Genomic DNA, 22,963 nt, shown 5'->3' with positions numbered 1-22,963 from the left:
GATCCGCGAATGGACCACGAAAAGGTCAATATCCTCCTCGTCGACGACCAGCCCGCCAAGCTGCTCGCCTATGAGGTGATTCTGAAGGATCTCGGCGAGAACCTCGTGATCGCCTCCTCGGGGCGCGAGGCGCTGGAGGTGCTACTCAAGACCGAGATCGCGGTGATCCTGGTCGATGTCTGCATGCCCGAGCTCGATGGTTTCGAGCTCGCCGCGATGATCCGCGAGCATCCGCGCTTCCAGAAGACAGCGATGATCTTCATCTCGGCCATCCAGGTCAGCGACATCGACCGGTTGCGCGGCTACGAGATGGGCGCGGTCGATTACGTCCCGGTACCGGTCGTGCCGGAAGTGCTGCGCGCCAAGATCAAGGTGTTTGCCGAGCTCTACCGCAAGACGCGCGAGCTCGAACGGCTGAACCACGAGCTCGAGGACCGCGTCCGCGCACGCACTGCGGAGCTGGAGAGCTCCACCGCGAAGCTGCGCGAGAGCGAGCAGCGGCGCAGCATGGCGATCGCCGCCGGCAAGATGGGGTCCTGGGACTGGGACTGGATCAGCGGCGATTGGATGTGGGACGAGGGACAATACCGCATCTTCGGCGTCAGCCCGGCGAGCTTCGAGGTCAATCCGGCCAACGTTCAGGCGCTGCTGCACCCCGATGACGTCGATCAGCTGCGCAAGGCGATCGCCGAATTCAACAAGGGCACACGCGCCTATGAGACGGAGTTCCGCATCGTGCGGCCCGACGGCGAGGTGCGCTGGTGCGTCGGCACAGCGGCCGCGACGGTCGACGAGAGTGGGCGCGTGGTGCGCGTCAGCGGCGTCACCGTCGATATCACCGAGCGCAAGCGCGCCGAGGAGCGGCAGAATCTCCTGGCGCGGGAAGTCGATCATCGCGCCAAGAATGCGCTGGCGCTGGCGCAGTCGATCGTGCGCCTCACGCGGGCCGACGAGGTCAAGGCCTATGTCAACGCCGTCGAGGGACGCATCAATGCGCTGGCGCGCGTGCACACCATCCTGTCGCTGTCGAGCTGGCAGGGCGCCGAGCTCTCCAGGCTGATCGACGAGGAGCTTGCGCCCTATTCGCTCGGCGACCAGATCAGATTGGCAGGTCCCGAAGTTCAGTTGCTGCCGGCGACGGCCCAGACGCTGGCGCTCGCACTGCACGAGCTCTTCACCAACTCGGCAAAGTATGGCGCGCTCTCGACTCGATCGGGGCGGCTCGCCATCGATTGGCAAGTCGAGAACGAGCTGCTCACGCTGAGTTGGAAGGAATCCGGCGGTCCGCTGGTCATGACACCGAAGTCGCGCGGCTTCGGCACGCGGAGCCTGCTTGCGAGCATCGAGTCCCAGCTTGGCGGACAGGCGCAGTTCGATTGGCGCGCCGAGGGCCTGTTGTGCCGGCTGGAGGTGCCGTTGACACGCAAGACGGCGACGACAGCACCCGGCAAGTTCGACACCGCCGGCTCCGCCGAATTGCAGCGCGCCTCCGGTTAACCGGACACTGCGCTCGTCATGCGCCGGGCCATCCGCGGTTCGCGCGCGACGCGTCCTTCGAGCCAAGCCTCCGTTCGGGCGAGATCGCGCAGCGCCCTGGCATAGCGGCGAGCCGCGCTCCGCTCCGCGCCACGCGGGAGCTTGCGCGCTTTGCGCAGGATGTCGGCGGCCGCATTGCGATAGGCCAGCGAGCGGTAAAGAAAGACTACCTTGCCCATATCGATATTCCCGTTTTCGTGGCGCTCATCCTCGCAGGCCCGGCATGAACGTCGGATGAAGCGGGCGGTAACAATTCCTTCAATCGCATGGAACCAGGAAATCACGTGTGCGTTTGCATGCCAGTTCGGGATGCAGTCCCATGCGCACCAAGAAGTCGTCTGAGCTGATCTCTGCCAGCGGCCTTATCAAGCTGATGACGCATGCAATGATGGGCGCGGCCCTCGGCCTCACCTTCAGCCTCGCGCTCGTCCTGTCCAATCCGGCCGTGGCCAACCTGCTCAATAACGGCGGAAGCCAAGCCGTTGCGGGCTTCGTCCTCACCTTGGTGACGACGTTCGCGATCGGCGCGACGCTCACCGGCGTCGTGTTCATCTTCGCAGAGGACAAGCAATCTTGAAGCATGCGTGACGCACGGGAGGTGCTCTGTTGGGAACTCCTGCGGCGAATGGCGGTTGGCTGCCTGCGTCAATTTAACTCAGGGAGTTTCCTGCATGAAGACGACCAAGCTCGCTCTCGCCGTGATGTTGGCAACCGGCCTAGCCGCCGCGCCGTTCGCCGCCCAGGCCAAGACGCATAAGGCCAAGCATGGATCCTCGATGTCATCGTCGCAGACCACCGGCGCCAATACCAAGTCTTCCAAGGGCGCCGATCCTTCCGGCCAAGGCGGCTCTGGTCCCGGCTCCGATCAGGGCGGCACCATGACGAACAAAGGCGGCATGACCAACACCAAATAGGCGCTCCCTGGAATCCATGGAGGGCTCCGCCATTGCGGGGCCCTTGCCCCTGGGGCTCGACGCTCCAAGCTGTCAGCACCCGCCATCCACGAGCTTCCGGCACTCGCGTTGGACGCACAGTCAACCGCGATCCCGGTGCGGCGCGCAGTTGCAAGATCCGGTATGGGTCCGGCTCTTTCTCCGCCGCGCGCTTCCAAATATCTCAGCGGCGCCCGATCGCGCGTACGGGATTGCCGACCGTCTTCACGGGACGAACGCGCACCCGGTCGCGGACATCAGGCAGAACGTCGCTGCCACCAGCCGCCTTCCATTCGCCGATCAGGAGGTTGATTTTCCGGCGCAGATCCATCTGCGCCAGAGCCCTTTCTGTGCAGTCGCAGTCGCGCTCGACGAGGTCGCGCACCGACGCCTCGACGTCGGCCATCTCAAGCCTCAAGGCTCTGATTTTACGTCGAATTTCATTAATTCTGTTGTCCATGGCTTGTTAGAACAAAATAAGAACTTATAGTCAAGTCACGATTTCAGGACGGAGGAGCGACATGCAGATTCAGGGTAAATACGATGCCAGGGTTTCTCTGAGCGAGCAGATGACGCGAGCGCAGGGCCTCAGGCTGAAACGGCTGAGCGAAGAGGCCTATCAACCCGCCCAATATGCACGGGATCTGTCCTTCAGCGAGGCCGCACGGCGCATCCAGGCGCTGGAAGCGGAGATCGAGCTGGCGAATTCCTTCTAGGCTGGTTCGCGCGTTTGGAACTTGCATCCGCGCTCCCGGAACCATGGCCGTGCCGGATGGTTTTTCTTCGGCCAAGGGAGAACATGCATGGCACGCAAGGCAAAGAAACGCCGCTACTCACGCAGCTCCGGCAGCGATGTCGAAAGCGAGATGCGGCGCTACAAGAAGGGCACCGCGAAGAGCGGCCGAGGAGGACGAGGCGGCCGCGTGAAGAGCCGTAAGCAGGCGATCGCGATCGGACTGTCGAAGGCACGCAAGAAGGGCAAGAAGGTCCCGAAGAAGGCTTCGAAGCGCAAAAGCGCCAAGAAGACGTCCCGGACGTCGTCGAAGAAGTCGTCATCGAAGAAGTCGTCGAAGCGCAAATCCAGCAAGCGCTCACGCTGACCAGTCTCAGATCATGCTTCCCGGCATGAAGCAGCGGATCGAAATCCCGAACGCAGTCTTCACCGGCCACACCATGGTGCGGCCGGCCCGGTTCGGCTCGGTGATGACGGCTTCGTCCGGCACCTCGATCCACTGTCCATCGAGACGTACGCGGTAACGCCCGTTGTGCGACTCCCAGTCGGGATCGGCAACGGCGAAACCATCCGCATCCGAGCAGCACGGACCCAGATGGCTGCGCAGGCTGTCGAACCATGGCTTCAGGGGCGAGTCGGCGTAGCGGCCGTCGTCGCGCCCGAGCGCGTTTCCGTGCCAGAGCACCAATGGCGCCAGGAGCAGCGCACTCCTCAGCGAGAGCTTCAATCGATCCATGTCGGCACCGATCAAATGTGAACTCAAATGTGAACCACCGGCCAGTTCCACAAAGCGCCGGGAAGGTTCGAAGTTCCACGCTTGCAACTCGACTCGGCGGCCACGTTGCCGCAGAGCGCAGGGGCACCCCGGAACTGTGACCAGCGAACACGGCTTTTTCGGACGCACCGGGTCATCCATCCCTGGCGTTAACGAGAACGTTATCGGGCCTTGGCGAGCTTGATTGCCTATGCGAAAGGCGGCCCGGGGGCCGCCTTTCTGGACTTGTACGGTCGAGCTTCGCCTTACGCGAGCGGCACCGCGACGAAGCGGGTGGCATCGGCGCTTCTGACCTGCAACAGAACGCTGCGCTTGCCCGACGATTTGGCCTGCGCCAGCTCCGAACGCACCTCGCCGACATTGCCAACGGCCTTGCCATCGACATTGAGGATGACGTCGCCGGTCTGGATGCCGCGCTGCGCCGCGGGCCCTCCCGGGTCAACCTCGGTGACGACAAGGCCCTTCTGGCCGGCGCCCTGCACCTCGCCGGCCGGAGCCAGAGCAAGCCCGAGGCGCGGCGTGCTGGCGCCCGGCTGCACCTTGCCGTCATAGGCCTTGGCCTGGGCCTGCTGTTCGTTCGGCAGCTCACCGAGCGCCAGGGTCACCGTTTTGCTGTCTCCCTTGCGGAAGACATCGAGCCTCACCGACGTGCCCGGCGCCAAGGTGGCGATGGTGCGGGCGAGATCGCGGGAGTCCTTGATCGTGGTGCCGTTGACCGCGGTGATGACGTCACCCGCCTCGATGCCGGCCTTCGCCGCCGGGCTGCCGGCTTGCGGATTGTCGACGATCGCGCCGCGCGCCTCCTTGAGGCCGAGGCTGTCGGCGATATCCGACGTCACGGGCTGCACCTGGACGCCGAGCCAGCCCCGGGTGACCGCGCCCTTGTCCTTCAATTGCGCGACGACGAGCTTGGCGGTCGAGGCCGGAATATCGAAGCCGATGCCGACTGAGCCGCCCGAGGGCGAGAAGATCGCAGTGTTCACGCCGATGACGTTGCCATTCATGTCGAAAGCCGGGCCGCCGGAATTGCCCTTGTTGATGGGCGCATCGATCTGGATGAAGTCGTCATAGGGACCATTGCCGATATCCCGGCCGCTAGCCGAGACGATGCCGGCGGTCACAGTGCCGCCAAGACCGAAGGGATTACCGACCGCGACCACCCAGTCGCCGATGCGCGGCTTCTGGTCGGAGAATTTGACGAACGGAAAGTCCTTCCTGCCATCGACCTTGATCAGCGCCAGATCGGTCTTGGGATCGGTGCCGACGACCTTCGCGGTGTAGGTCGTGCCGTCATCCATCGTCACCTGCACGGACTCGGCGTGGTCGACGACATGGTTGTTGGTCACGGCATAGCCGTCCGCGGAAATGAAGAAGCCGGAGCCTTCGCCCGTGATCATCTGATGACGCTGGCGCGGCATGCCGTTCGCGCCGCCCGGGAAACGGAAGCCGAACTGTCGTGAGAACTGGTCGAACGGCGTGTCCTCGTCCGAATCCATCCGGTTCTGCTGCAGCATCGCGCTCTTGTCATTGTCCTGGTCGATTTTGACCCGCACCGAGATCACCGCGGGTTTGACCTTGCTGACCAGATCGCCGAAGCCCGGCGGCGTTGCGACGGCCTCCGCAGCCTGAGCCGGCGCAATGAAGGAGTTCATCCCGAACGGCGAAGAGCCTGGCGCAATTGACAGGGCGGCCACGCCCAGCGCGGCCACGGTGCCGAGCAGCGCGAGCCGGCGCGGCCTCAAGATCTTGCGAGATGTGGTAGTGTGGAAATTGACGTGATCGTTCATGTCGAAATGTCCATGTTGAGCTGGTGTCGCCTTGTCCTCAACATGGTCGTTGCTACCTTACGGCGTCCCGTCCACCCGATTAAATCTCGGCAAAGGATGGGTGAGCGGGCGCAGCACGCAAATGGTCGCTGGCCGTTTGACGCAGCTCAACACGGGTGCTTCGCGCAGTGAAAAACTGCAATCATCGGATGATGTCCACTGGAGGCGCGCCATGTACAAAGACATTCTCGTCCACATTCCCACCGAACGTCCCATGCGTTCGGCGATCGAAGGCTCGATCTCGCTCGCGGCGAACTTCAACGCGCATCTCGACGCGGTTGCGGTCGGCTATGTCGCAACCAGTGCAGCTTACGTGATGGAGGGCGGCGCGGCGGTGGCGGCCGTGTTCGAACTGGAACGCGAGCGCGCCGTGGAGCGGGCCGAGGCCGCGCTCGCGGTGTTCAAGAGCGAAGCGGCGAACGCCGGCATCTCCTACGCCTGCCACGCACTCGGCGCGATCCCGGCGGATGCAGCCGGCTCGCTCGGTGAGATGGCGCGACTGCACGACCTCAGCGTCGTGCTCCAGCCTGATCCGACGCAAGGCTCGTTCGACAACGACATGCCACGCGAGATCCTGTTCCAGGCGGGCGGCCCGGTGCTGTTCCTGCCCTACACCTTCCGTGGAGCCCTCAAGGCGAACCGGATCGGCATCTGCTGGGACGGCAGCCGCCTCGCTGCCCGCGCTGTCCGCGACGCAGCACCGTTCCTGGCGCGCGCCGCCGAGATCGTGATCATTACCATCAACGAGACCGACGCCGCCTCCGGCGAAGCTTCAGCGAGCAGTTTGGCAAAACATCTCCGCCGGCGCGGACTGTCGGCCCGCACGGTCGCCCTGTCAGCAACACGCGCCGACATTCAACCGACCATCCTGTCGCTGGCGGCGGACGAGGGTCTCGACCTCCTGGTGATGGGCGGCTACGGCCATTCGCGGTTGCAGGAACGCGTTCTCGGCGGCGTCACCCGCGCCATGCTGGAAGCCATGACGGTCCCGACGCTGATGTCGCATTGAGCCGTGCCGGATTGGCGCCATCAGGCCGCGACGGGAGTTTCCCAGGTCGCGGGCGCGGCGGCGTCCTTGTCGCGTTGCACATTGCAGGCGTCGAAATGCGCCTTCAGTTCGATTTCGGCGAGATGCTCGAAATGTTCGGCCTGGCCGAGGAGTTCCCAGTTCTGGAGCGGCCGGTAGGCCGCCTGCTGACGACAGAGGGACGCCAGCGCGCGGTAGCGACGTACGTTCTCCATGAGACCCTCCCTCGCATTGCTATGGGTTATTGCCCTGATTTACGTCAGGTCGATGGCGGTTGTGCAAAAGATTTGCTGCGCCCCCGCATCTGAACTCGGCTCGTTCTTGGAACATGCGTATTCAGGCCAAAGCTCCAAATAGTGCCAAAGGACGCCCGGAACCCGCCAGGCGCTAGGCGTAGAGGCGGCGCTCCACGGTCACGCCGACCAGGTCGAGATAGCGTTCGATCAGGTCAGGCCGGCCGACGAGATAGCCCTGCATCTCCTCGCAAGCCTCGCGCGCCAGGAAGGTCCGCTGCGCTTCCGTCTCCACCCCTTCGGCAATGACTGGAATATTCAGGGCATGCGCGAGGCTCAGGACCGCGCGGACAATCTCGGCCGATTGCGGCGTCGCCTCGAGATTGGAAATGAAGCTGCGATCGATCTTGATCTTGTCGAACGGGAACGACTGCAGATAGGACAACGAGGAATAGCCGGTGCCGAAATCGTCCATCGCAACACGGATGCCGAGGGCCTTCAGCCGCCGCAGCAGATTGAGCGCACGGGTGAAATCGCCGATCAGCACGCCTTCGGTGATCTCGACCTCGAGCCGCGTCGGCGCAAGCCCCGTCTCCAGCAGGATTTGGTGGATCGACCGCTCGAGATCGCCGGCCTGGAACTGGACCGGCGACAGATTGACGGCGACTTGCAGCGGCCGCGGCCAGGATGCCGCCTCCCGGCACGCTTCGCGCAAGATCCACTCGCCGATCTGGACGATCAGCCCGTTCTCCTCGGCGAGCGGAATGAACTGGTCCGGTGGCACGAAGCCCCGCGTCGGGTGATTCCAGCGCAGCAGCGCCTCGAAGCCGATGACCTCACCATCCACCCGCGCCTGCGGCTGGAAGTAAACGAGGAGCTGGTTCTGCTCCAGCGCCTGGCGCAGATCGTGCTGCAACAGCCTGCGGTCGCGCAGCTCCTGATCCATCTCGGATTCGAAGCAGCGAACCCGGCCCCTGCCCTCGCGCTTGGCACGATAGAGGGCTGAGTCTGCATTGGCGAGCAGCTTCGCGGCGTTCGTGCCGTCGTCGGGATAGAACGCGATGCCGACGCTGAGGCCTACGTGGGAGAGATAGTCGTCGACCTCCAGCTCCTTGCCGGTCGTCTCGACCAGGCGTTCAGCCAGCGCCAGAACGTCCTCACGGCGTGTGTTATCGGGCATCAGGATCATGAACTCGTCGCCGCCGATGCGGGCTACGAAGGCGCCTTCGGCTTCTGTGGCAAGTCGGTCAGCCGCCGCTCGCATCAGCATGTCGCCGACGGGGTGACCGAACACGTCGTTGACCTCCTTGAAGCGGTCGAGATCGAGGCTCAGCACGGCAAAACTGGTCGCCGCCTCCTGCGCCCGCTCCAACCGTTCGCCGAGCGCCGCGTTGAAGGCGCTGCGGTTCGGCAGATCGGTGAGCACATCATGATGCGCGAGATGGCTGATGCGCTGCCGGCTGGTGACGCGCTCCGTGACATCCTCGATCACGCCAACCAGATATTGCGGATCCCCGTCGCCATCTGTGATCAGCATTTTTCGTGAATTGACGACGCGATCGCGACCTTTGACGCCCACTTCGAGCAGATGCTCCTCGAGGAACATCGGCGTGCCGCTGGCAACGACGCGTCGATCCTGCTCATTGACCACGCGGGCGACGTCGGCCGAGAAAATCTCCTCGGGTGTTCGGCCCAGCATCTGTTCGCGCGGCATGCCGTAATAGTCTTCGCCGGCTCGGTTGAGCAGGATGTAGCGCGAACTCGTCGCGCATTTCGCGAAGATGGCGATCGGGATGTTCTCGATGATGGTGTCCAGAAACTCGCGGGTTCGCAGCAGGTCTTCTTCGGCCCGGTCACGCGTCTGTGCGCGCCCATTCGTCACGAACGGACGGTCGCAGGTCTCGTAAGCCGCACTGACGAGCCCGCACAGTTTGCTCAAATCGACCTGCCCTGTCGCGTCGGTCTCGCAACGAAGCTGCTCGGCGAACAAGCGATGCATGCTCACGTCATTGTTCACGTCGCATTGAGGCAGCATGTTTGCAAATTCCTTCAATCCGAATCCCCGTGCTCTCGTGCGTTTCTAAACCAGAGATTGAAAGACTAGCATTGCGCGAGCGTTAATCCAACCTCCGGCTCGGCCGGGTTGGTTACCCCGGCCTGAAGGGACTCGACGGGTTTGCGCGCTATCCCCGCAAAAGCCCGGAGAGATGTGGCACTCTTTGGGACAACCGGCAGCAGAGCGGCGCTAAGGCCGCGCGTTATCCGTAATCTACCGGATACGCGCAGTCTCCCTGGCCCGTGCCGGTTGCGCGGAAATATCGTGCAATCCTGCAACCCGCGCCGTCTCGGCGGCGAGGCGGATGGCCGCAATGTTGGTGGTGTAATCCGTGCCATCCTTGCCACGAAACACCGCGGACCCAGCCACCAGCGTATCGGCGCCCGCTTCGGCAACGGCAGCGGCATTGTCGCGCGTGATGCCGCCATCGACCTCGAGGCGGATCGGCCGGTCGCCGATCATGCTTCGAATGCGCCGGATTTTTTCGAGCTGGGATTCGAGGAAGGCCTGGCCACCGAAGCCCGGATTGACCGTCATCACCAGCACGAGATCGAGGCGATCGAGCACATATTCGATCGCGCTTTCCGGTGTCGAGGGGCAGAGGCTGACGCCGGCTTTCTTGCCGAGCGCGCGGATCGCCTGGAGCGAGCGGTCGAGATGCGGTCCCGCTTCGGCGTGGACCGTGATGACGTCAGCGCCTGCCTTTGCGAACGCCTCGAGATACGAATCGACCGGCGCGATCATGAGATGCACGTCGAATATCTTCTTGCTCAGCGGCCGGATCGCCTTGATCACATCGGCGCCGAAACTGATGTTCGGGACGAAATGTCCATCCATGACGTCGCAATGGATCCAATCCGCGCCGGCCGCATCGATGGCTGCGATCTCCTCGCCGAGACGTGCGAAATCCGCGGCCAGGATCGAGGGAGCGATGAGGATCTCCTTGGTCATGGCTTTGCACTCCGCGTGTCGGCGCCGCCGCTGAAGACCCGACTCGCCAGGACATCCGCGGGATCGACCGTTTCGAGGTCGGCGACGTCAAGCATGCGGTCGAGATCGGACACCAGCCGATCGGCCTGTCGCAGTCGGATGCGATCGACGGCGTTGCGGATCGAGCGCGCATTGGAGAAGAACGGCTGGGTCCGCCGCAGCGCGATGTATTTCTCGAACGCCTCCCGTGCCGCTGCCGAGAAGCGATAACCGCGCTCCTTCAGCATCAGCTCGGCAATGACGAGGAGCTCTGCCTCTGCATAATCAGGGAATTCGATGTGATGGGCGATGCGCGAGCGGAAGCCGGGGTTTGAGGCGAAGAAGCTCGTCATCCGCTCGCCGTAGCCGGCGAGGATCACGACGAGGTCCTCGCGCTGGTTCTCCATGACCTGGAGCAGGATCTCGATCGCCTCCTGACCGTAGTCGCGCTCGTTGTCGGGACGATGCAGGTAATAGGCCTCATCGATGAACAGCACGCCGCCCATCGCCTTCTTCAGGATCTCCTTGGTCTTCGGCGCGGTGTGACCGATATACTGGCCGACGAGATCGTCGCGCGTCACCGAGATCACCTGCCCCCGCCGAACGAAGCCGAGGCCGTGCAGGATTTTTGCCATGCGCAGCGCGACAGTCGTCTTGCCGGTGCCGGGATTGCCAGTGAACGACATGTGCAGCGTGGGCGGCGCGGAGGCGAGGCCGGCACGCTGCCGGATACGTTCGATCAACAGCAGTGAGGCGATCTGGCGCACACGGTTCTTCACCGGCTTGAGCCCGATCAGCTCCTGATCGAGCTGTTGCAGCGTATCGGTGATCCCGGCCGCTTCAGCCTCCTTGCGGAGATCGAATTGGGTCTCGCTGTGTTCGGTCGTGGTTGCGTGGGGCACATCGAGCATCGGCACCTCGAAGAAAAGGGCTTCGCCGCGGGGGAGCGGCGAAGCAGTGGTCCGCCAAGGATGCGGAGCAGGGAGAGCTCCGCGCGGAAGCGGATGACTTAAGCGGAAGCGTGCGCGGCCGGCTTTCGTACCGTGGTGTAGCGGATTGCGCGACCACCCACCTCCTGCCGCACCAGCTCGAATTCCGCTTCCTGCGGCGGCCGGTTGACGAGGAAGGAGATTCGCACCGACTCCCAACCGTGGCTGGAATCGAAGCCGCTGATGCGGATGTAGCGGTCGCCATAGACCCTGCGGCACTCGGCGAGCTCCATCATCACGCCGGCGGCATCCTGGAGATCGAACATCGGCAGGCCCCACATCTCCCAATAGGTATTGCGGGGATGCGGATCGTCGGTGAATTCGATGTTCACCGCCCAGCCCTTGGCGAGGCAATACTGCACCTGCTTGGTGATCTGCTCGTCGGTCAGATCGGGCAGGAACGAGAAGCAGCCCTGAGTCAGTTTCATCTCAAATCTCCTCAGACGGTTTCCAGCGCCGTCGGCACGAAGTCCGGCGTGTCGGTGGATTGATAGTTGAAGGTGACATCCTTCCAGACCTCGAGCGCGGCCTTCAGCGGCGTGCAGGTCTGGGCCGCCTTGGCGAGGATCTCCGGCCCTTCGTGGACATAGTCGCGGCCCTCATTGCGGGCGAGGATCATCGCTTCCAGCGCCACGCGATTGGCGGTCGCGCCAGCCGCAATGCCCATGGGATGGCCGATGGTGCCGCCGCCGAACTGCAGCACGACATCCTCACCTAACAGATCCAGCAACTGGTGCATCTGGCCGGCATGGATGCCGCCGGAGGCGACCGGCATCATCTTGTTGAGGCTCGCCCAGGACTGGTCGAAGAACAGGCCATGTTCGAGCTTGGTCGGATTGAAGTCCTCGCGGCAGACATCGTAGTAGCCGCGGGTGGTGTTGGGATCGCCTTCGAGCTTGCCGACCACCGTGCCGGCATGGATGTGGTCGACACCGGCAAGGCGCATCCATTTCGCGATGACGCGGAACGACACGCCATGGCTCTTCTGCCGCGTATAGGTCGAGTGACCGGCGCGATGCAGATGCAGGATCATGTCGTTGCGGCGCGCCCATTTGGCCATGGACTGGATCGCGGTGTAGCCGATCACGAGGTCGATCATGACGATGCACGATCCGAGCTCCTTGGCGAACTCCGCGCGCTCGTACATGTCCTCCATCGTGCCCGCGGTGACGTTCAGGTAGGTGCCCTTCACTTCGCCGGAGGCGGCCTGCGCGCGGTTCACCGCCTCCATGCAGTAGAGAAAGCGATCACGCCAGTGCATGAAGGGCTGCGAGTTGATGTTCTCGTCATCCTTGGTGAAGTCGAGCCCGCCCTTCAGCGCCTCGTAGACCACGCGGCCGTAGTTGCGGCCGGACAGACCCAGCTTCGGCTTCACCGTCGCGCCCAGCAGCGGCCGGCCGAACTTGTCGAGCCGCTCGCGCTCGACCACGATGCCTGTCGCCGGCCCCTGGAATGTCTTCACATAAGCGACAGGAAAGCGCATGTCCTCGAGGCGCAGCGCCTTGAGCGGCTTGAAGCCGAACACGTTGCCGATGATTGAGGCCGAGAGGTTGGCGATCGAGCCCGGCTCGAACAGGTCGAGGTCATAGGCGATGTAGGCGAAGTAGGAGCCCGGTGAGCCCGGCACCGGATCGACGCGGTAGCATTTGGCGCGATATTTCTCGGCTGCGGTCAGGCGATCGGTCCACACCACCGTCCAGGTCGCGGTCGAGGATTCGCCGGCAACAGCGGCCGACGCCTCGATCGGATCGACGCCCTCCTGCGGCGTAACGCGGAACAGCGCGATGACGTCGGTGTCCTTTGGTGTGTAATCGGGCTCCCAATAGCCCATGCGCTTATATTCCATCACGCCGGAGCGATAGCGCTCTTTGCCGCGGACCGTGCCTGCATGTGCGTTCATGTCTCTCTCCTGCTCTTTTCTCTGCTCTCTCTGATTGACTAGGCCGCCACGGACTCGCGGGCATCGATGCGTGGATCGAGCTCGCCGGCGCGATAGCGCCGCGCCATCTCGCTCATCGGGACCACCTTGATTCTGCTCGCATGGCCCGCGGTGCCGAACTGCTCGAACCGCTCCCGGCACAGCTCGCGCATCGCGTCCATCGCCGGCTTGAGGAACTTGCGCGGGTCGAACTCAGAGCGCGCCTGGGCCGCCACCTTGCGGAACACGGCGGTCATCGCGAGGCGACAGTCGGTGTCGATATTGACCTTGCGCACGCCACTCTTGATGCCGCGCACGATCTCCTCGACCGGCACGCCCCAGGTCTGCGGCATCTCGCCGCCGAACTGGTTGAACATGTCCTGGAGCGGCTGCGGCACCGAGGAGGAGCCGTGCATGACGAGATGCGTATTCGGCAGCCGGCGGTGGATCTCCTCGACCACCCGCATCGCCAGGATGTCACCATCGGGCTTGCGGCTGAACTTGTAGGCGCCGTGCGAGGTCCCCATCGCGATCGCCAGGGCATCGACCTTCGTCGCGCGGACGAAATCGACGGCCTGGTCCGGATCGGTCAACAGCTGGTCGTGGCCGACCTTGCCCTCTACGCCGTGACCATCCTCCTGCTCGCCACCGCCGTGCTCGAGCGAGCCGAGCACGCCGAGCTCGCCTTCGACGGAAGCACCGACCCAGTGCGCGAGATCGACGACGCGGCGGGTGATCGCGACGTTGTAGTCATAGTCGGCCGCGGTCTTGGCATCAGCTTTGAGCGAGCCGTCCATCATGACCGAGGTGAAGCCGTGGGCGATGGCCGAGGCACAGGTCGCTTCGTCATTGCCGTGGTCCTGATGCATGCAGAGCGGAATGTCCGGATAGGTCCGCTCCAACGCATCGATCATGTGCGAGAGCATGAGATCGCCGGCATAGCTGCGCGCGCCGCGTGAGGCCTGGATGATCACGGGTGCGTCGACCTCGGCCGCCGCCTGCATGATCGCGATGCCCTGCTCCATGTTGTTGATGTTGAATGCCGGCACGGCATAGCCGTGGCTGGCGGCGTGATCGAGCAGTTGGCGAAGTGTGATACGGGCCACGGGACGTCCTCCTTATTGACTCTTGCGCGCAATCGCCCGGCGGGCGGCTTCCGCAATGCTCTGCGGCGTGATGCCGAATTCGCGGTACAGCACCGGCGCCGGCGCCGAGGCCCCGAAGCCGCGCATGCCGACGAATTCACCGTCCAGCCCGATCCAGCGCGGCCAGTCGCCCTGCACGGCCGCCTCGATCCCGACGCGCGGCGCACTGCCGAGCACTGTGGCGCGATAATCGTCCGGCTGCTCCTCGAACAGCGCGAAGCAGGGTGCGGAGACGACGGCCGCACGAATGTGCTCGGTCGCGAGCAGGCGCGCGGCTTCCAGCGCAATCGAGACTTCCGAGCCGGTCGCGATGAGCGTCACGTCACGGCCGCCATCGGGCGAGACGACGAGATAGGCCCCGCGTGCGACGCGGTTTCTGCCGCGGGCATCGCTGCGGAAGGTCGGCAGCGCCTGACGCGACAGGCACAATACGGACGGACGGTTCTCGGAATCGAGGGCGTAGTCCCAGGCCTCCAGCGTCTCCACCGCGTCAGCCGGCCGGAACACGAGCAGGTTGGGAATGACCCGCAGCGCCGCGAGATGCTCCACCGGCTGGTGCGTCGGGCCGTCCTCGCCGAGGCCGATGGAGTCGTGCGTCATCACATGGATCACGCGCAGCCGCATCAGGGCCGCAAGGCGGATGGCGGGCCGGCTGTAGTCTGAGAACGCGAGGAACGTGCCGCCATACGGGATGAAGCCGCCATGCAGCGCGAGACCGTTCATCGCCGCGGCCATGCCGTGCTCGCGAATGCCGTAATGGATGTAGTCGCCGGCGAACGCACCGCTCTTGACTGGAGCCTGCGCCTTGGCATGCGTCAGGTTCGAATGCGTCAGGTCCGCGGAGCCGCCGACCAGGCCGGGAATCGTTCCGGCGATGGCATCGAGCACCTGTTGCGAGGCCTGCCGCGTCGCAAGCTTCGGCCGCTCGCTGGCAAAGCGTTCGCGCAATTTCGCCGCGGCCAGCGCATAGGCGGCCGGCAGAGTCACGGCCTTGCCCTCGACGAACAGATCGCGCTGCTCTGGCGTCGCGCCTTCGTAGCGATCGAGCCAGGCGAGGCGATCGACCTGCCCGCGCTGCCCGATCATCCGCCACGCCTTCTGGATCGGAATCGGCACCACGAAGGGCTGATAGTCCCAGCCGAGCGCTCGGCGCGCCGCGGCCGTCTGCTCGGTGCCGAGCGGCGCGCCATGCGCCTTCTCGGTGCCCTGTCTATCAGGCGCGCCATAGCCGATAATAGTGCGGCAGGCGATCAGCGATGGCTTTGCGGTCGCCCGCTCCTCGGCAATCGCCTGTGCAACGGCCTCGGGATCATGTCCATCGACGCGGCGCACCGACCAGCCGGAGGCAGCGAAACGCGCGAGCTGGTCGTCCGACGTTGCAAGTGAGGTCGGACCGTCGATGGAGATGCCGTTGTCATCGAACAGCACGATCAGCCGGCCGAGCCCGAGATGGCCGGCAAGCGAGATCGCCTCCTGGCTGATGCCTTCCATCAGGCAGCCGTCGCCCGCGATGACATAGATGAAGTGATCGACGAGCCCATCGCCATGCCGCGCATTGGCCATGCGCTCGGCAAGCGCCATGCCGACAGCGGTCGCGATCCCCTGCCCCAATGGGCCCGTCGTGGTCTCGACGCCAGCCGTGTGACCATATTCGGGATGCCCCGGCGTCTTCGAGCCCCATTGGCGGAAGGCCTTGATATCGTCGAGGCTGACGTCGCCGCCGGTGAGATGGAGCAGCGCGTAGAGCAGCATCGACCCATGGCCCGCCGACAGCACAAAGCGGTCGCGGTCCGGCCAGTTGGGGTGCGCGGAGTCGAACTTCAGGAAGCGCGAGAACAGCACGGTCGCGACATCGGCCATGCCCATGGGCAGGCCGGGATGGCCGGACTGCGATGCCTCGATGGCGTCGACCGCGAGGAAGCGCACGGCGTTGGCGAGATCGTTGTGCGTGACTGCCGTGAGGTCGGCTTCAGCGTGGACGGAGATGTTCATCGGATTCTCTCCCTGTTCACTTCAAGCTGCGCTTACGCTCGATCAGCTGCATGATCAGCGGCGTCAGGATCAGCTGCATCGCGAGGTCGAGCTTCGCGCCGGGGCACACGATCGAGTTCGCGCGAGACATCCAGCTCTGCGGCAGCATCGACAGCAGGTAGGGGAAGTCGATGCCGCGCGGGTTCTTGAAGCGGATCACGACCATCGATTCGTCCGGCGTCGGGATCCAGCGCGCGATGAACGGATTGGAGGTGTCCACCGTCGGCACGCGCTGGAAGTTGATGTCGGTCTCGGTGAATTGCGGGCAGATGTAGTGGATGTAGTCGGGCATCCGCCGCAGGATGGTGTCGGTGACGGCCTCGGTCGAATAGCCGCGCGCGCTGCGGTCGCGGTGCAGCTTCTGGATCCATTCGAGATTGATGACGGGCACGACGCCGATCTTGAGGTCGGCATAGCGCGCGACATTCACCTTGTCCGTGACCACGGCACCGTGCAGGCCCTCGTAGAACAGCAGGTCGGAGTTCTCCGGCAGCTGCTTCCAGTCGGTGAAGGTGCCGGGCGCTGCGCCATGCAGCGCGGATTCCTCGGCGTCGTGGACGTAGTGCCGCGTCACCGCGGTGCCGGTCTCGCCGTAGTCGCGGAAGGCGCGCTCCAGCTCCTCGAACAAATTGGTCTCGGGGCTGAAATGGCTGAAGTGCTTGTTGCCGCGCTCGGCTTCCTTCGCCATCTGCGCGCGCATCTCGGCGCGGTCATAGCGATGGAAGGCGTCGCCCTCGATGTAGACGGCATTGACCTTCTCGCGGAAAAAAATCTGCTCGAAGGTCTTCTTGACCGAGGTGGTGCCGGCGCCGGAGGAGCCGGTGATGGAGATGATGGGATGCTTCCTGGACATGGGACGCCTCGCTCAGAGCCGGAAGAATCCGCGCCGCGCGAATAGCGGTGCGGAGACGCTCGCGATCAGCAGCGGATCGCAATGCAGTTCCTCGACCCGCCGCACCTCGTTGCTCGAGCCCATGATCAGCGGCGCGCGCTGGTGCAGGCTCTGAGCCGATAGATCGAGGATGCGCTCGCGCCCGGTCGAGGCCGAGCCGCCAGCCTGCTCGATGATCATCGCCATCGGATGCGCCTCGTAGGTGAGGCGCAGGCGGCCGTCGCCATAGCCGGGCCGCGCGTCGGAAGGATAGAGGAACACGCCGCCACGGGTGAGGATGCGATAGGCCTCCGCGACCAGCGAGCCGATCCAGCGCATGTTGAAGTCGTGGTTCGCGGGCCCCTCGACACCAGCGAGGCATTCATCGATGAAGGCGCGCACCGGCGGGTCCCAGTGCCGGCGGTTCGATGCGTTGATCGCGAACTCCTCGCAGGCCTCGGAGATCTGCACGCTGCTGCGCGCGAGGCGGAAGCAGCCGGACTTGCGGTCGAGCGTGAAGATGTCGACGCCGTCGCCGAGGGTCAGCACCAGCGAGGTCTGCGGCCCGTAGGTGACGAAGCCGGCTGCGAGCTGCACCGAGCCGCGCTGGTGGAAGGCCAGTGAGAGATCATCAGGTGCCGGCAGGATCGAGAAGATCGTGCCGACGGTCATGTTGATGTCGATGTTGGAGGAGCCGTCGAGCGGATCGATCGCAACGCAGATGCGCCCCTGGCGGTCGACGATCTGGGCCTCGCGCATTTCTTCCGACGCCAGCGCCGCGATCGGCAGCCGCCCGAGGCAGCGGCGCAGGATCGCGTCGGCCTGCACATCGAGGTCACGCTGGACATCGCCGTCGCTGTTGCGGCCCGTCGTCAGACCGGAGGCGTCGGCGAGGTCGCCGGAGGCGATGAGATCGGCGATCTCGATCGCGGCCGCTGCGATGACATCGACGGCACCTGCCACCGCGAGCGCGTGAGGAGCGGTCTCTGAATACCGTTGAAGGTGGTCGTCCAGCCTGAGTTGCCCGGTCATCTGCGTCCATCCCCTTTGCCGGCGCCGCACCCCGTTTCTCTCCCCGCTGGAGGTCGGTGCGGTCTGTCCCGGCATCAGGAGATTGACAGGAGCGACTTAATAAGGAAAATTTCTATTCATAATGAGCCTCAAAGAATTTTCTTATAATGGTCCTGGCCATGCGGCGGCCCAGCTCCGGCATCTGACGATCCGGCAGCTGCGCTCGCTCGCGGCACTGTCGGCCAAGGGCAGCGTGACGGCGGCGTCCAGCCATCTCGGGCTGACGCAGCCGGCCGTGACCCAGCAGCTTCGGCAGCTTCAGGATCTTGCCGGCCTGCCCCTGGTGCAGCGGACCGGCGACGGCATGCTGCTGACCGAAGCGGGCAAGGAGGTGCTGGCGCTGGCCGAGCGGGTCGAGGCTGCGATCATGGATTGCCAGGGCGCGCTCGACCTGCTTGCGGGGCGGACCGGCGGCACGGTGCAGCTCGGCGCCGTCTCGACCGCCAAATATTTCGTGCCGCACGCGATCGCGGCGTTCTCCAAGCGCTTTCCCAAGATCGAGATCAAGCTGACCATCGGCAATCGCGAGGAGATCCGTGAGGCCATGCACGGCTACGACCTCGATTTCGCGGTGATGGGTCGGCCGCCGGCCGACGTCAGCGTCGACGTCCGGCAGCTCGGACGCAATCCGCACGTCATCGTCGCGCGCAAGGGCCACTGGCTGGAGAAGGATTCCGGCCTCAACCTGACCGACCTCGTGCACGAGACCTTCCTCACCCGTGAGCCCGGCTCGGGCACGCGGACGCTGATGGAGGGCATGTTCCAGAAGTCGGACCTCGAGCCGATCATCGGCATGGAGATGAGCAGCAACGAGACCATCAAGCAGGCGGTCATCGCCGGGCTCGGCATCGCCTTCATCTCGGCCCACACCGTGGCACATGAGCTCGCCGAGGGCCGGCTGGTCGTGCTGGACGTCGCGGGCCTGCCGATCGTCCGGCAATGGTACGTGATCCGCCGCAGCGACAAGGTGCTGCTGCCGCCCGCGCAAGCGATGTTCGATTTCCTGGGCTCGGAAGGATCGAATTATCTGCCCGATGTGCCCGAACTCGGCGGGCAGTAGCCGGCCTCAGCTCATCAGCTTCATGGCAACGGTCGCCGCCAGCACCACGATGATCTGGAGCAGACGCTCCGTCGTGAAGATGCGGTTGAAGGTGGTCATCGCGTGCCCCGGCCGACGTGAAGAATATCTCGATCGGCCCGTTGCTAGCACAGAAGCATGCGGAGACAACTCCGTAATTGCCCCGTGGGCGATCGCGCCTTCGGCGAGCCGGTTCACGGCCAAGCCGATCGTTAACGATCAGGCCGCGAGCGGGGCGGTGCAGTCCGTGCGCGTCGCGAAATAGGCTTCCAGCTCCGACAGCGCCCGCGCTTCCCAATCCCTCGCCTGCTCCAGCAGCGACCAGCTCTGGCCCGGGCGGAACGCAGCGGTCTGGCGATAGAGCGATGCGATGCCGCGGTAGCGGCGCACGTTCTCCAAGATGGCGTGACCGTTCATGTCCGAAAACTCCCTCGTCATTCCCGCGGGAGAAACTGCGGCCAAATCTTTTTCGAAAAGTTAGCGGCGCGCGGCAAGTTCGCGGATGGTTGCCGGACTGTTGCGCGAGCGCAACGCGCGCGGCGCGATCTATTGCGGATTCGTTGCCGCGCTCTCGCCCGAAGGCTTCAGGCCGCCGCTTCTGATGATCGTCATCGTCTCGCGGCAGAGATCGGCAAGGCCAATGAGGAGCACGGCCAGGAGGCAGAACAGGTTGATCGAGTCGGCATTCGCGCTGGTCAGCGGGGTGAACTGGAATAAGGGTGGTATGAACGCCCACCACACCAGCGGAATGGTGAGCAGCGCGGCGAATGCCGCCGCCGGTGCGCCTGCAACAAGCGCAAGCACGAACAGGCCGGGCAGGAACGCCACGAAATAGAGCTTCACGCCAAGCGCGACGCAGAAGCCCTGAAGCACGGCCGATATTGCGACCACGACCAGCCCGAGCAGAAACGCCTGCCACGACCATGGCCGTACCCGCGGTACGCCAAACAGCCCCGCACGTCTCATCAGCCTCCCCCTGCCGCCCGTTAACCAGGTGCGTTTGCAACCAAAGTACTACAGCGGCGCCGGGATCGCGAGACGGAAATTGCATCCTCGCGGGGTTGGTAAACGGGCCACATCGCATCATTCCGGCCACGCCGGCGGGCTATTCGGTCGCCGCATAGAGCAGGCCCGCGACGGGCAGAGTGAGGCCAATGGCCGATGCGAGCGCCCAGCCGCCTTGCGCGAAGGCGAAGGCTCCGACCGCAGAGCCGGCCGCGCCGGCGGCAAAGAATGTCGCCATGTAGAGGCCGTTAAGGCGGCTGCGGTGCTCGTGCCCGAGTGCGAAGATGGCGCGGAAACCGAGCACGACGTTGCCCTGGACACCGATATCGATGCCGATTGCGGCCACCACCAGACAGGCGAGATTCAGCATCGAGCCGGGCGCGCCGATAAGGGTCACGAGGAAGCCGGCGGCCGCGAGCAGCATCGCGACCAGCGTCGCGATGCGGCTATGGCCGCGGTCGGCGAGGCGTCCAGCGATCGGTGCGGCGAACACGCCGGCGACGCCGGCCAGCGCAAACAGCGCGATGCCGCGCTGGGAGAAGCCGAATTCGCCGGCGAGCTGGAGCGGCGCCACCGTCCAGAACAGAGTGAATGCGCCGAACAGGCTCGCCTGGTAGAGCGCGCGGCGCCGCAGCAGCGGCGTAGCCCGCACCAGATGCGGCATCGACAGCAGCAGCGTGCCGTAGTGCATGCGCGCGACCGGCTTGCGCTTCGGCAGCGTCATCCAGAGCACGGCCGTGAGCACGATCATCAGCGCGGCGGAGCAGAAGAACACCGCGTGCCACGACAGCACGGCTGTGACGAAGCTCGACACCGGACGCGCCAGCATGATGCCGAGCATCAGGCCGGTCGAGACGTTGCCGACGACGCGGCCGCGGATGGCCTCCGGCGCCAGATGCGCCGCATAGGGAATGATGATCTGCACCGCGACCGAGCCGAGCCCGATGAACAGCGCGGCGATCAGGAACGGCAGCGCGTGGGCCGCGAACGCGGCGGCGAGCAGCGCCGCAGCGCCAAGCGTGATCACCGAGCAGATCAGGGCGCGGTTCTCGACGAGATCGCCGAGCGGCACGATCAGCAGCAGCCCGGTGCCGTAGCCGATCTGCGTCATGGTCACGATCAGTCCCGCCGCTGCATGCGACAGGCCGAGTGCGGCGCTGATCGGGGCGATCAGCGGCTGGGCGTAGTAGATATTGGCGGCGACCATGCCACAGGCCGCGGCAAGCACGAAGGTCAGGCGCTGCGACACCGCATCCGGCGAGGGCGCGGTCTCGATCGTGGCATTCATCGTCATTCGCATGGACTCCAGATAGATATAGGGAATGACCATTCCCTATTATGACAACAAATTCAGGCGAGCAGCTTCATCGCAACGGCGACGAGGCGCTCGCCGTCGAGCGGCAGGCGGGCCTTGCCGACGACGCGCAGGCCTTGCGTGATGCAGATCATCAATCGCGCGGTGTGGTCGGCCGCGACATGGCGGGGAATCGAACCATCGGCCTGGCCTTCGCGAATGAGGCCGGCGATGACGCTTTCGTTGCTCTTGAGCTGCGCATTGACGCGGGCGCCAACGACCGGATCGAGCGCGGACAGCTCGACCGCGCTGCCGACCACGAGGCAGCCGCGCCGCCCTTCGCTGCCCTGGGAATGCTCGACATAGGACAGCAACACGTGACGGATTCGCTCGCGGCCGGTTGCGCCCCGTGCCGCCGCGCTACGGGTCTGCTCCTGGCGCAGCGCCGTGTAACGCTCGAAGGCGGCGAGAAACACCGCGTGCTTGTCGCGAAACGCCTTGTAGATGCTTCCCGTAGCAAGCCGCATCGCCGCGGTGAGGTCCCCGATCGAGGTGGCATGATAACCGCGCTCGCGAAACACCCGCACGGCCCTGTCGAGCGCGGTGTCCATGTCGAATTCTCGGGGACGGCCGGGCGGACGGGCAGACTGAGATCGGCGGGCGGTCTTTTGCATTGCGGGATAATAGGGAATGGACGTTTCCGAATAAAGACACGTGGTTGTGATTGGGTGGTCGATGACGACGTCGCCCTTTCGGTGTCCCGGACCAGCTGCAACGCGTGAAGCGTTGCGGCGCAGAGCCGGGACCCAGGGCAACACGGGAAGACGCGGTGAGATGGGCCCCGGCTCTGCAGCGCACCGCTGAAGGAGCGCTGCGCTGCGTCCGGGGCACGAGCGCGCAGATTGCCGCACGCACTCTCCTCCTCGTCATTGCGAGCGCAGCGAAGCAACCCAGAGTCTTTTCGCGGTGGGATTCTGGATTGCTTCGCTGCGCTCGCAATGACGGAGCAAGGGGCGGCACTGCAACTCTGCAACGTGCATTTCAACTCGCAGACATGCCTTCGCAGCCTCGCGGCTGATTTCACCCGAGCTTTGCTTGATCTCGCCGCCCTCATATCCAAGAGGGCGCAGGGAAGGCCGCATAGGCGTTAAGGTAGCGCGAGCATCGATTGATACGGACGGTTTCGAGGAGGCTCGCGCAGGTGCCGCCCAAGCGCTCGCTTTCTGCGGCGGAAGCAACGGATGGTTGGTTGTGGAATGATCGCTTGTAGCAAGGATGCAACGAGTTGTTGCAAAACACGCCAAGCGCCAGGTGCCGTCAGGCGGCCTGCATCCAGCGGGGAGAGTCCTCGAAGTCGCGGGCAAGCGGCTCGAGCAGCAGGATGATCAAGAGGTGTGCCAGCAAGTAGGGCTTGGCGGAGCGCGGATCGGTTCCAGGTGGCGTCTTGAGACCAATCAGACTCTTCAGTCGCTTG

25 protein-coding genes are annotated in these 22,963 nt (G+C 64.7%); 7 read left to right on the top strand and 18 right to left on the bottom strand.

What is annotated here, in order from left to right:
• Positions 1–9: 9 nt before the first annotated feature.
• A complete protein-coding gene (locus YU9_RS0100135) occupies positions 10–1,497 on the top strand; it encodes an HWE histidine kinase domain-containing protein (RefSeq protein WP_027570934.1) in 1,488 nt (495 codons plus the stop codon).
• Here YU9_RS0100135 and YU9_RS0100130 read toward each other — a convergent pair.
• Positions 1,494–1,820: a hypothetical protein gene (locus YU9_RS0100130; protein WP_245266262.1), complete on the bottom strand. Its 327-nt coding sequence runs from the start codon at positions 1,818–1,820 to the stop codon at positions 1,494–1,496. The two genes, YU9_RS0100135 and YU9_RS0100130, sit on opposite strands and share 4 nt — an antisense overlap.
• 35 nt (positions 1,821–1,855) lie before the next feature.
• On the opposite strand from YU9_RS0100130, the gene YU9_RS0100125 reads away from it, so the two are divergent.
• Positions 1,856–2,113, top strand: a complete 258-nt coding sequence (locus tag YU9_RS0100125) for a hypothetical protein (protein WP_027570932.1) — start codon at positions 1,856–1,858, stop codon at positions 2,111–2,113.
• 94 nt (positions 2,114–2,207) lie between these two features.
• Complete coding sequence (locus YU9_RS0100120; RefSeq protein ID WP_027570931.1) at positions 2,208–2,450, top strand: hypothetical protein; 243 nt, start codon at positions 2,208–2,210, stop codon at positions 2,448–2,450.
• A gap of 202 nt (positions 2,451–2,652) precedes the next feature.
• On the opposite strand, the gene YU9_RS0100115 is transcribed toward YU9_RS0100120, so the two are convergent.
• Complete coding sequence (locus YU9_RS0100115; RefSeq protein ID WP_027570930.1) at positions 2,653–2,874, bottom strand: hypothetical protein; 222 nt, start codon at positions 2,872–2,874, stop codon at positions 2,653–2,655.
• A gap of 115 nt (positions 2,875–2,989) precedes the next feature.
• Between YU9_RS0100115 and YU9_RS0100110 the strand changes: the two genes are divergently transcribed.
• On the top strand, positions 2,990–3,184 hold the full coding sequence (locus YU9_RS0100110) for a DUF3072 domain-containing protein (RefSeq protein ID WP_027570929.1): 195 nt from the start codon (positions 2,990–2,992) through the stop codon (positions 3,182–3,184).
• Between the two features lie 87 nt (positions 3,185–3,271).
• Positions 3,272–3,568: a DUF6496 domain-containing protein gene (locus YU9_RS0100105; RefSeq protein ID WP_027570928.1), complete on the top strand. Its 297-nt coding sequence runs from the start codon at positions 3,272–3,274 to the stop codon at positions 3,566–3,568.
• Positions 3,569–3,574: 6 nt separating this feature from the next.
• On the opposite strand, the gene YU9_RS0100100 is transcribed toward YU9_RS0100105, so the two are convergent.
• Both YU9_RS0100100 and YU9_RS0100095 read right to left on the bottom strand, forming a co-directional pair.
• A complete protein-coding gene (locus tag YU9_RS0100100) occupies positions 3,575–3,937 on the bottom strand; it encodes a hypothetical protein (protein WP_027570927.1) in 363 nt (120 codons plus the stop codon).
• A gap of 284 nt (positions 3,938–4,221) precedes the next feature.
• Complete coding sequence (locus YU9_RS0100095; protein ID WP_027570926.1) at positions 4,222–5,763, bottom strand: Do family serine endopeptidase; 1,542 nt, start codon at positions 5,761–5,763, stop codon at positions 4,222–4,224.
• Positions 5,764–5,974: 211 nt separating this feature from the next.
• On the opposite strand from YU9_RS0100095, the gene YU9_RS0100090 reads away from it, so the two are divergent.
• Entirely contained in the window at positions 5,975–6,811 is an 837-nt protein-coding gene (locus YU9_RS0100090; protein ID WP_027570925.1) for a universal stress protein, read from the top strand.
• A gap of 20 nt (positions 6,812–6,831) precedes the next feature.
• Here YU9_RS0100090 and YU9_RS0100085 read toward each other — a convergent pair whose 3' ends face one another.
• The 10 genes from YU9_RS0100085 to YU9_RS0100040 form a co-directional block, all read right to left on the bottom strand.
• A complete protein-coding gene (locus YU9_RS0100085; protein WP_027570924.1) occupies positions 6,832–7,044 on the bottom strand; it encodes a hypothetical protein in 213 nt (70 codons plus the stop codon).
• 172 nt (positions 7,045–7,216) lie between these two features.
• A complete protein-coding gene (locus tag YU9_RS0100080; protein ID WP_245266261.1) occupies positions 7,217–9,061 on the bottom strand; it encodes a bifunctional diguanylate cyclase/phosphodiesterase in 1,845 nt (614 codons plus the stop codon).
• Between the two features lie 270 nt (positions 9,062–9,331).
• The gene (gene rpe / locus YU9_RS0100075; protein ID WP_027570922.1) at positions 9,332–10,069 is read right to left on the bottom strand and encodes a ribulose-phosphate 3-epimerase; all 738 of its coding nucleotides are present in this window, start codon (positions 10,067–10,069) and stop codon (positions 9,332–9,334) included.
• Entirely contained in the window at positions 10,066–10,998 is a 933-nt protein-coding gene (cbbX, locus tag YU9_RS0100070) for a CbbX protein (RefSeq protein ID WP_027570921.1), read from the bottom strand. The genes rpe and cbbX overlap by 4 nt, the downstream gene beginning before the upstream one ends.
• 98 nt (positions 10,999–11,096) lie before the next feature.
• Positions 11,097–11,504, bottom strand: coding sequence for a ribulose bisphosphate carboxylase small subunit (locus YU9_RS0100065; protein ID WP_027570920.1), 408 nt, complete (start codon positions 11,502–11,504; stop codon positions 11,097–11,099).
• Positions 11,505–11,515: 11 nt separating this feature from the next.
• A complete protein-coding gene (locus tag YU9_RS0100060; RefSeq protein WP_027570919.1) occupies positions 11,516–12,976 on the bottom strand; it encodes a form I ribulose bisphosphate carboxylase large subunit in 1,461 nt (486 codons plus the stop codon).
• Positions 12,977–13,014: 38 nt separating this feature from the next.
• Positions 13,015–14,100 (bottom strand): class II fructose-bisphosphate aldolase, encoded by a 1,086-nt coding sequence (gene fba / locus YU9_RS0100055; RefSeq protein WP_027570918.1) that lies wholly within the window; start codon positions 14,098–14,100, stop codon positions 13,015–13,017.
• A 12-nt stretch (positions 14,101–14,112) separates the two neighbouring features.
• The gene (gene tkt / locus YU9_RS0100050) at positions 14,113–16,131 is read right to left on the bottom strand and encodes a transketolase (protein WP_027570917.1); all 2,019 of its coding nucleotides are present in this window, start codon (positions 16,129–16,131) and stop codon (positions 14,113–14,115) included.
• Positions 16,132–16,147: 16 nt separating this feature from the next.
• Positions 16,148–17,023: a phosphoribulokinase gene (locus YU9_RS0100045; protein ID WP_027570916.1), complete on the bottom strand. Its 876-nt coding sequence runs from the start codon at positions 17,021–17,023 to the stop codon at positions 16,148–16,150.
• A 12-nt stretch (positions 17,024–17,035) separates the two neighbouring features.
• Entirely contained in the window at positions 17,036–18,073 is a 1,038-nt protein-coding gene (locus YU9_RS0100040; RefSeq protein ID WP_027570915.1) for a class 1 fructose-bisphosphatase, read from the bottom strand.
• Between the two features lie 121 nt (positions 18,074–18,194).
• Between YU9_RS0100040 and YU9_RS0100035 the strand changes: the two genes are divergently transcribed.
• Positions 18,195–19,172, top strand: coding sequence for a LysR family transcriptional regulator (locus tag YU9_RS0100035; protein WP_027570914.1), 978 nt, complete (start codon positions 18,195–18,197; stop codon positions 19,170–19,172).
• A gap of 237 nt (positions 19,173–19,409) precedes the next feature.
• Here the strand turns inward: YU9_RS0100035 and YU9_RS0100025 are convergent, their stop codons facing one another.
• From YU9_RS0100025 to YU9_RS0100010, 4 genes are all read right to left on the bottom strand, one after another.
• Positions 19,410–19,607: a hypothetical protein gene (locus tag YU9_RS0100025; protein WP_027570913.1), complete on the bottom strand. Its 198-nt coding sequence runs from the start codon at positions 19,605–19,607 to the stop codon at positions 19,410–19,412.
• 129 nt (positions 19,608–19,736) lie between these two features.
• Positions 19,737–20,156 carry a DUF4118 domain-containing protein gene (locus tag YU9_RS0100020; RefSeq protein WP_027570912.1) on the bottom strand — a complete coding sequence of 140 codons (420 nt, stop codon included), beginning with the start codon at positions 20,154–20,156 and terminating at the stop codon, positions 19,737–19,739.
• Positions 20,157–20,295: 139 nt separating this feature from the next.
• Positions 20,296–21,489: an MFS transporter gene (locus YU9_RS0100015; protein WP_027570911.1), complete on the bottom strand. Its 1,194-nt coding sequence runs from the start codon at positions 21,487–21,489 to the stop codon at positions 20,296–20,298.
• Between the two features lie 56 nt (positions 21,490–21,545).
• A complete protein-coding gene (locus YU9_RS0100010) occupies positions 21,546–22,163 on the bottom strand; it encodes a TetR/AcrR family transcriptional regulator (protein WP_036016743.1) in 618 nt (205 codons plus the stop codon).
• Between the last annotated feature and the right edge of the window lie 800 nt (positions 22,164–22,963).

It is taken from the genome of Bradyrhizobium sp. WSM1743 (assembly GCF_000473065.1).
Lineage (GTDB): Bacteria > Pseudomonadota > Alphaproteobacteria > Rhizobiales > Xanthobacteraceae > Bradyrhizobium.
Note: the sequence above shows the minus strand (reverse complement) of the source record. Positions and strands in the feature narration are given on the sequence as shown.

Coding starts and splice junctions, on each gene's coding strand:
- YU9_RS0100135 (WP_027570934.1), top strand. CDS start 10: ATGGACCACGAAAAGGTCAATATCCTCCTCGTCGACGACCAGCCCGCC.
- YU9_RS0100125 (WP_027570932.1), top strand. CDS start 1,856: ATGCGCACCAAGAAGTCGTCTGAGCTGATCTCTGCCAGCGGCCTTATC.
- YU9_RS0100120 (WP_027570931.1), top strand. CDS start 2,208: ATGAAGACGACCAAGCTCGCTCTCGCCGTGATGTTGGCAACCGGCCTA.
- YU9_RS0100115 (WP_027570930.1), bottom strand. CDS start 2,874: ATGGCCGACGTCGAGGCGTCGGTGCGCGACCTCGTCGAGCGCGACTGC.
- YU9_RS0100110 (WP_027570929.1), top strand. CDS start 2,990: ATGCAGATTCAGGGTAAATACGATGCCAGGGTTTCTCTGAGCGAGCAG.
- YU9_RS0100105 (WP_027570928.1), top strand. CDS start 3,272: ATGGCACGCAAGGCAAAGAAACGCCGCTACTCACGCAGCTCCGGCAGC.
- YU9_RS0100100 (WP_027570927.1), bottom strand. CDS start 3,937: ATGGATCGATTGAAGCTCTCGCTGAGGAGTGCGCTGCTCCTGGCGCCA.
- YU9_RS0100095 (WP_027570926.1), bottom strand. CDS start 5,763: ATGAACGATCACGTCAATTTCCACACTACCACATCTCGCAAGATCTTG.
- YU9_RS0100090 (WP_027570925.1), top strand. CDS start 5,975: ATGTACAAAGACATTCTCGTCCACATTCCCACCGAACGTCCCATGCGT.
- YU9_RS0100085 (WP_027570924.1), bottom strand. CDS start 7,044: ATGGAGAACGTACGTCGCTACCGCGCGCTGGCGTCCCTCTGTCGTCAG.
- YU9_RS0100080 (WP_245266261.1), bottom strand. CDS start 9,061: ATGCATCGCTTGTTCGCCGAGCAGCTTCGTTGCGAGACCGACGCGACA.
- rpe (WP_027570922.1), bottom strand. CDS start 10,069: ATGACCAAGGAGATCCTCATCGCTCCCTCGATCCTGGCCGCGGATTTC.
- cbbX (WP_027570921.1), bottom strand. CDS start 10,998: ATGCTCGATGTGCCCCACGCAACCACGACCGAACACAGCGAGACCCAA.
- YU9_RS0100065 (WP_027570920.1), bottom strand. CDS start 11,504: ATGAAACTGACTCAGGGCTGCTTCTCGTTCCTGCCCGATCTGACCGAC.
- YU9_RS0100060 (WP_027570919.1), bottom strand. CDS start 12,976: ATGAACGCACATGCAGGCACGGTCCGCGGCAAAGAGCGCTATCGCTCC.
- tkt (WP_027570917.1), bottom strand. CDS start 16,131: ATGAACATCTCCGTCCACGCTGAAGCCGACCTCACGGCAGTCACGCAC.
- YU9_RS0100045 (WP_027570916.1), bottom strand. CDS start 17,023: ATGTCCAGGAAGCATCCCATCATCTCCATCACCGGCTCCTCCGGCGCC.
- YU9_RS0100040 (WP_027570915.1), bottom strand. CDS start 18,073: ATGACCGGGCAACTCAGGCTGGACGACCACCTTCAACGGTATTCAGAG.
- YU9_RS0100035 (WP_027570914.1), top strand. CDS start 18,195: ATGAGCCTCAAAGAATTTTCTTATAATGGTCCTGGCCATGCGGCGGCC.
- YU9_RS0100025 (WP_027570913.1), bottom strand. CDS start 19,607: ATGAACGGTCACGCCATCTTGGAGAACGTGCGCCGCTACCGCGGCATC.
- YU9_RS0100020 (WP_027570912.1), bottom strand. CDS start 20,156: ATGAGACGTGCGGGGCTGTTTGGCGTACCGCGGGTACGGCCATGGTCG.
- YU9_RS0100015 (WP_027570911.1), bottom strand. CDS start 21,489: ATGACGATGAATGCCACGATCGAGACCGCGCCCTCGCCGGATGCGGTG.
- YU9_RS0100010 (WP_036016743.1), bottom strand. CDS start 22,163: ATGCAAAAGACCGCCCGCCGATCTCAGTCTGCCCGTCCGCCCGGCCGT.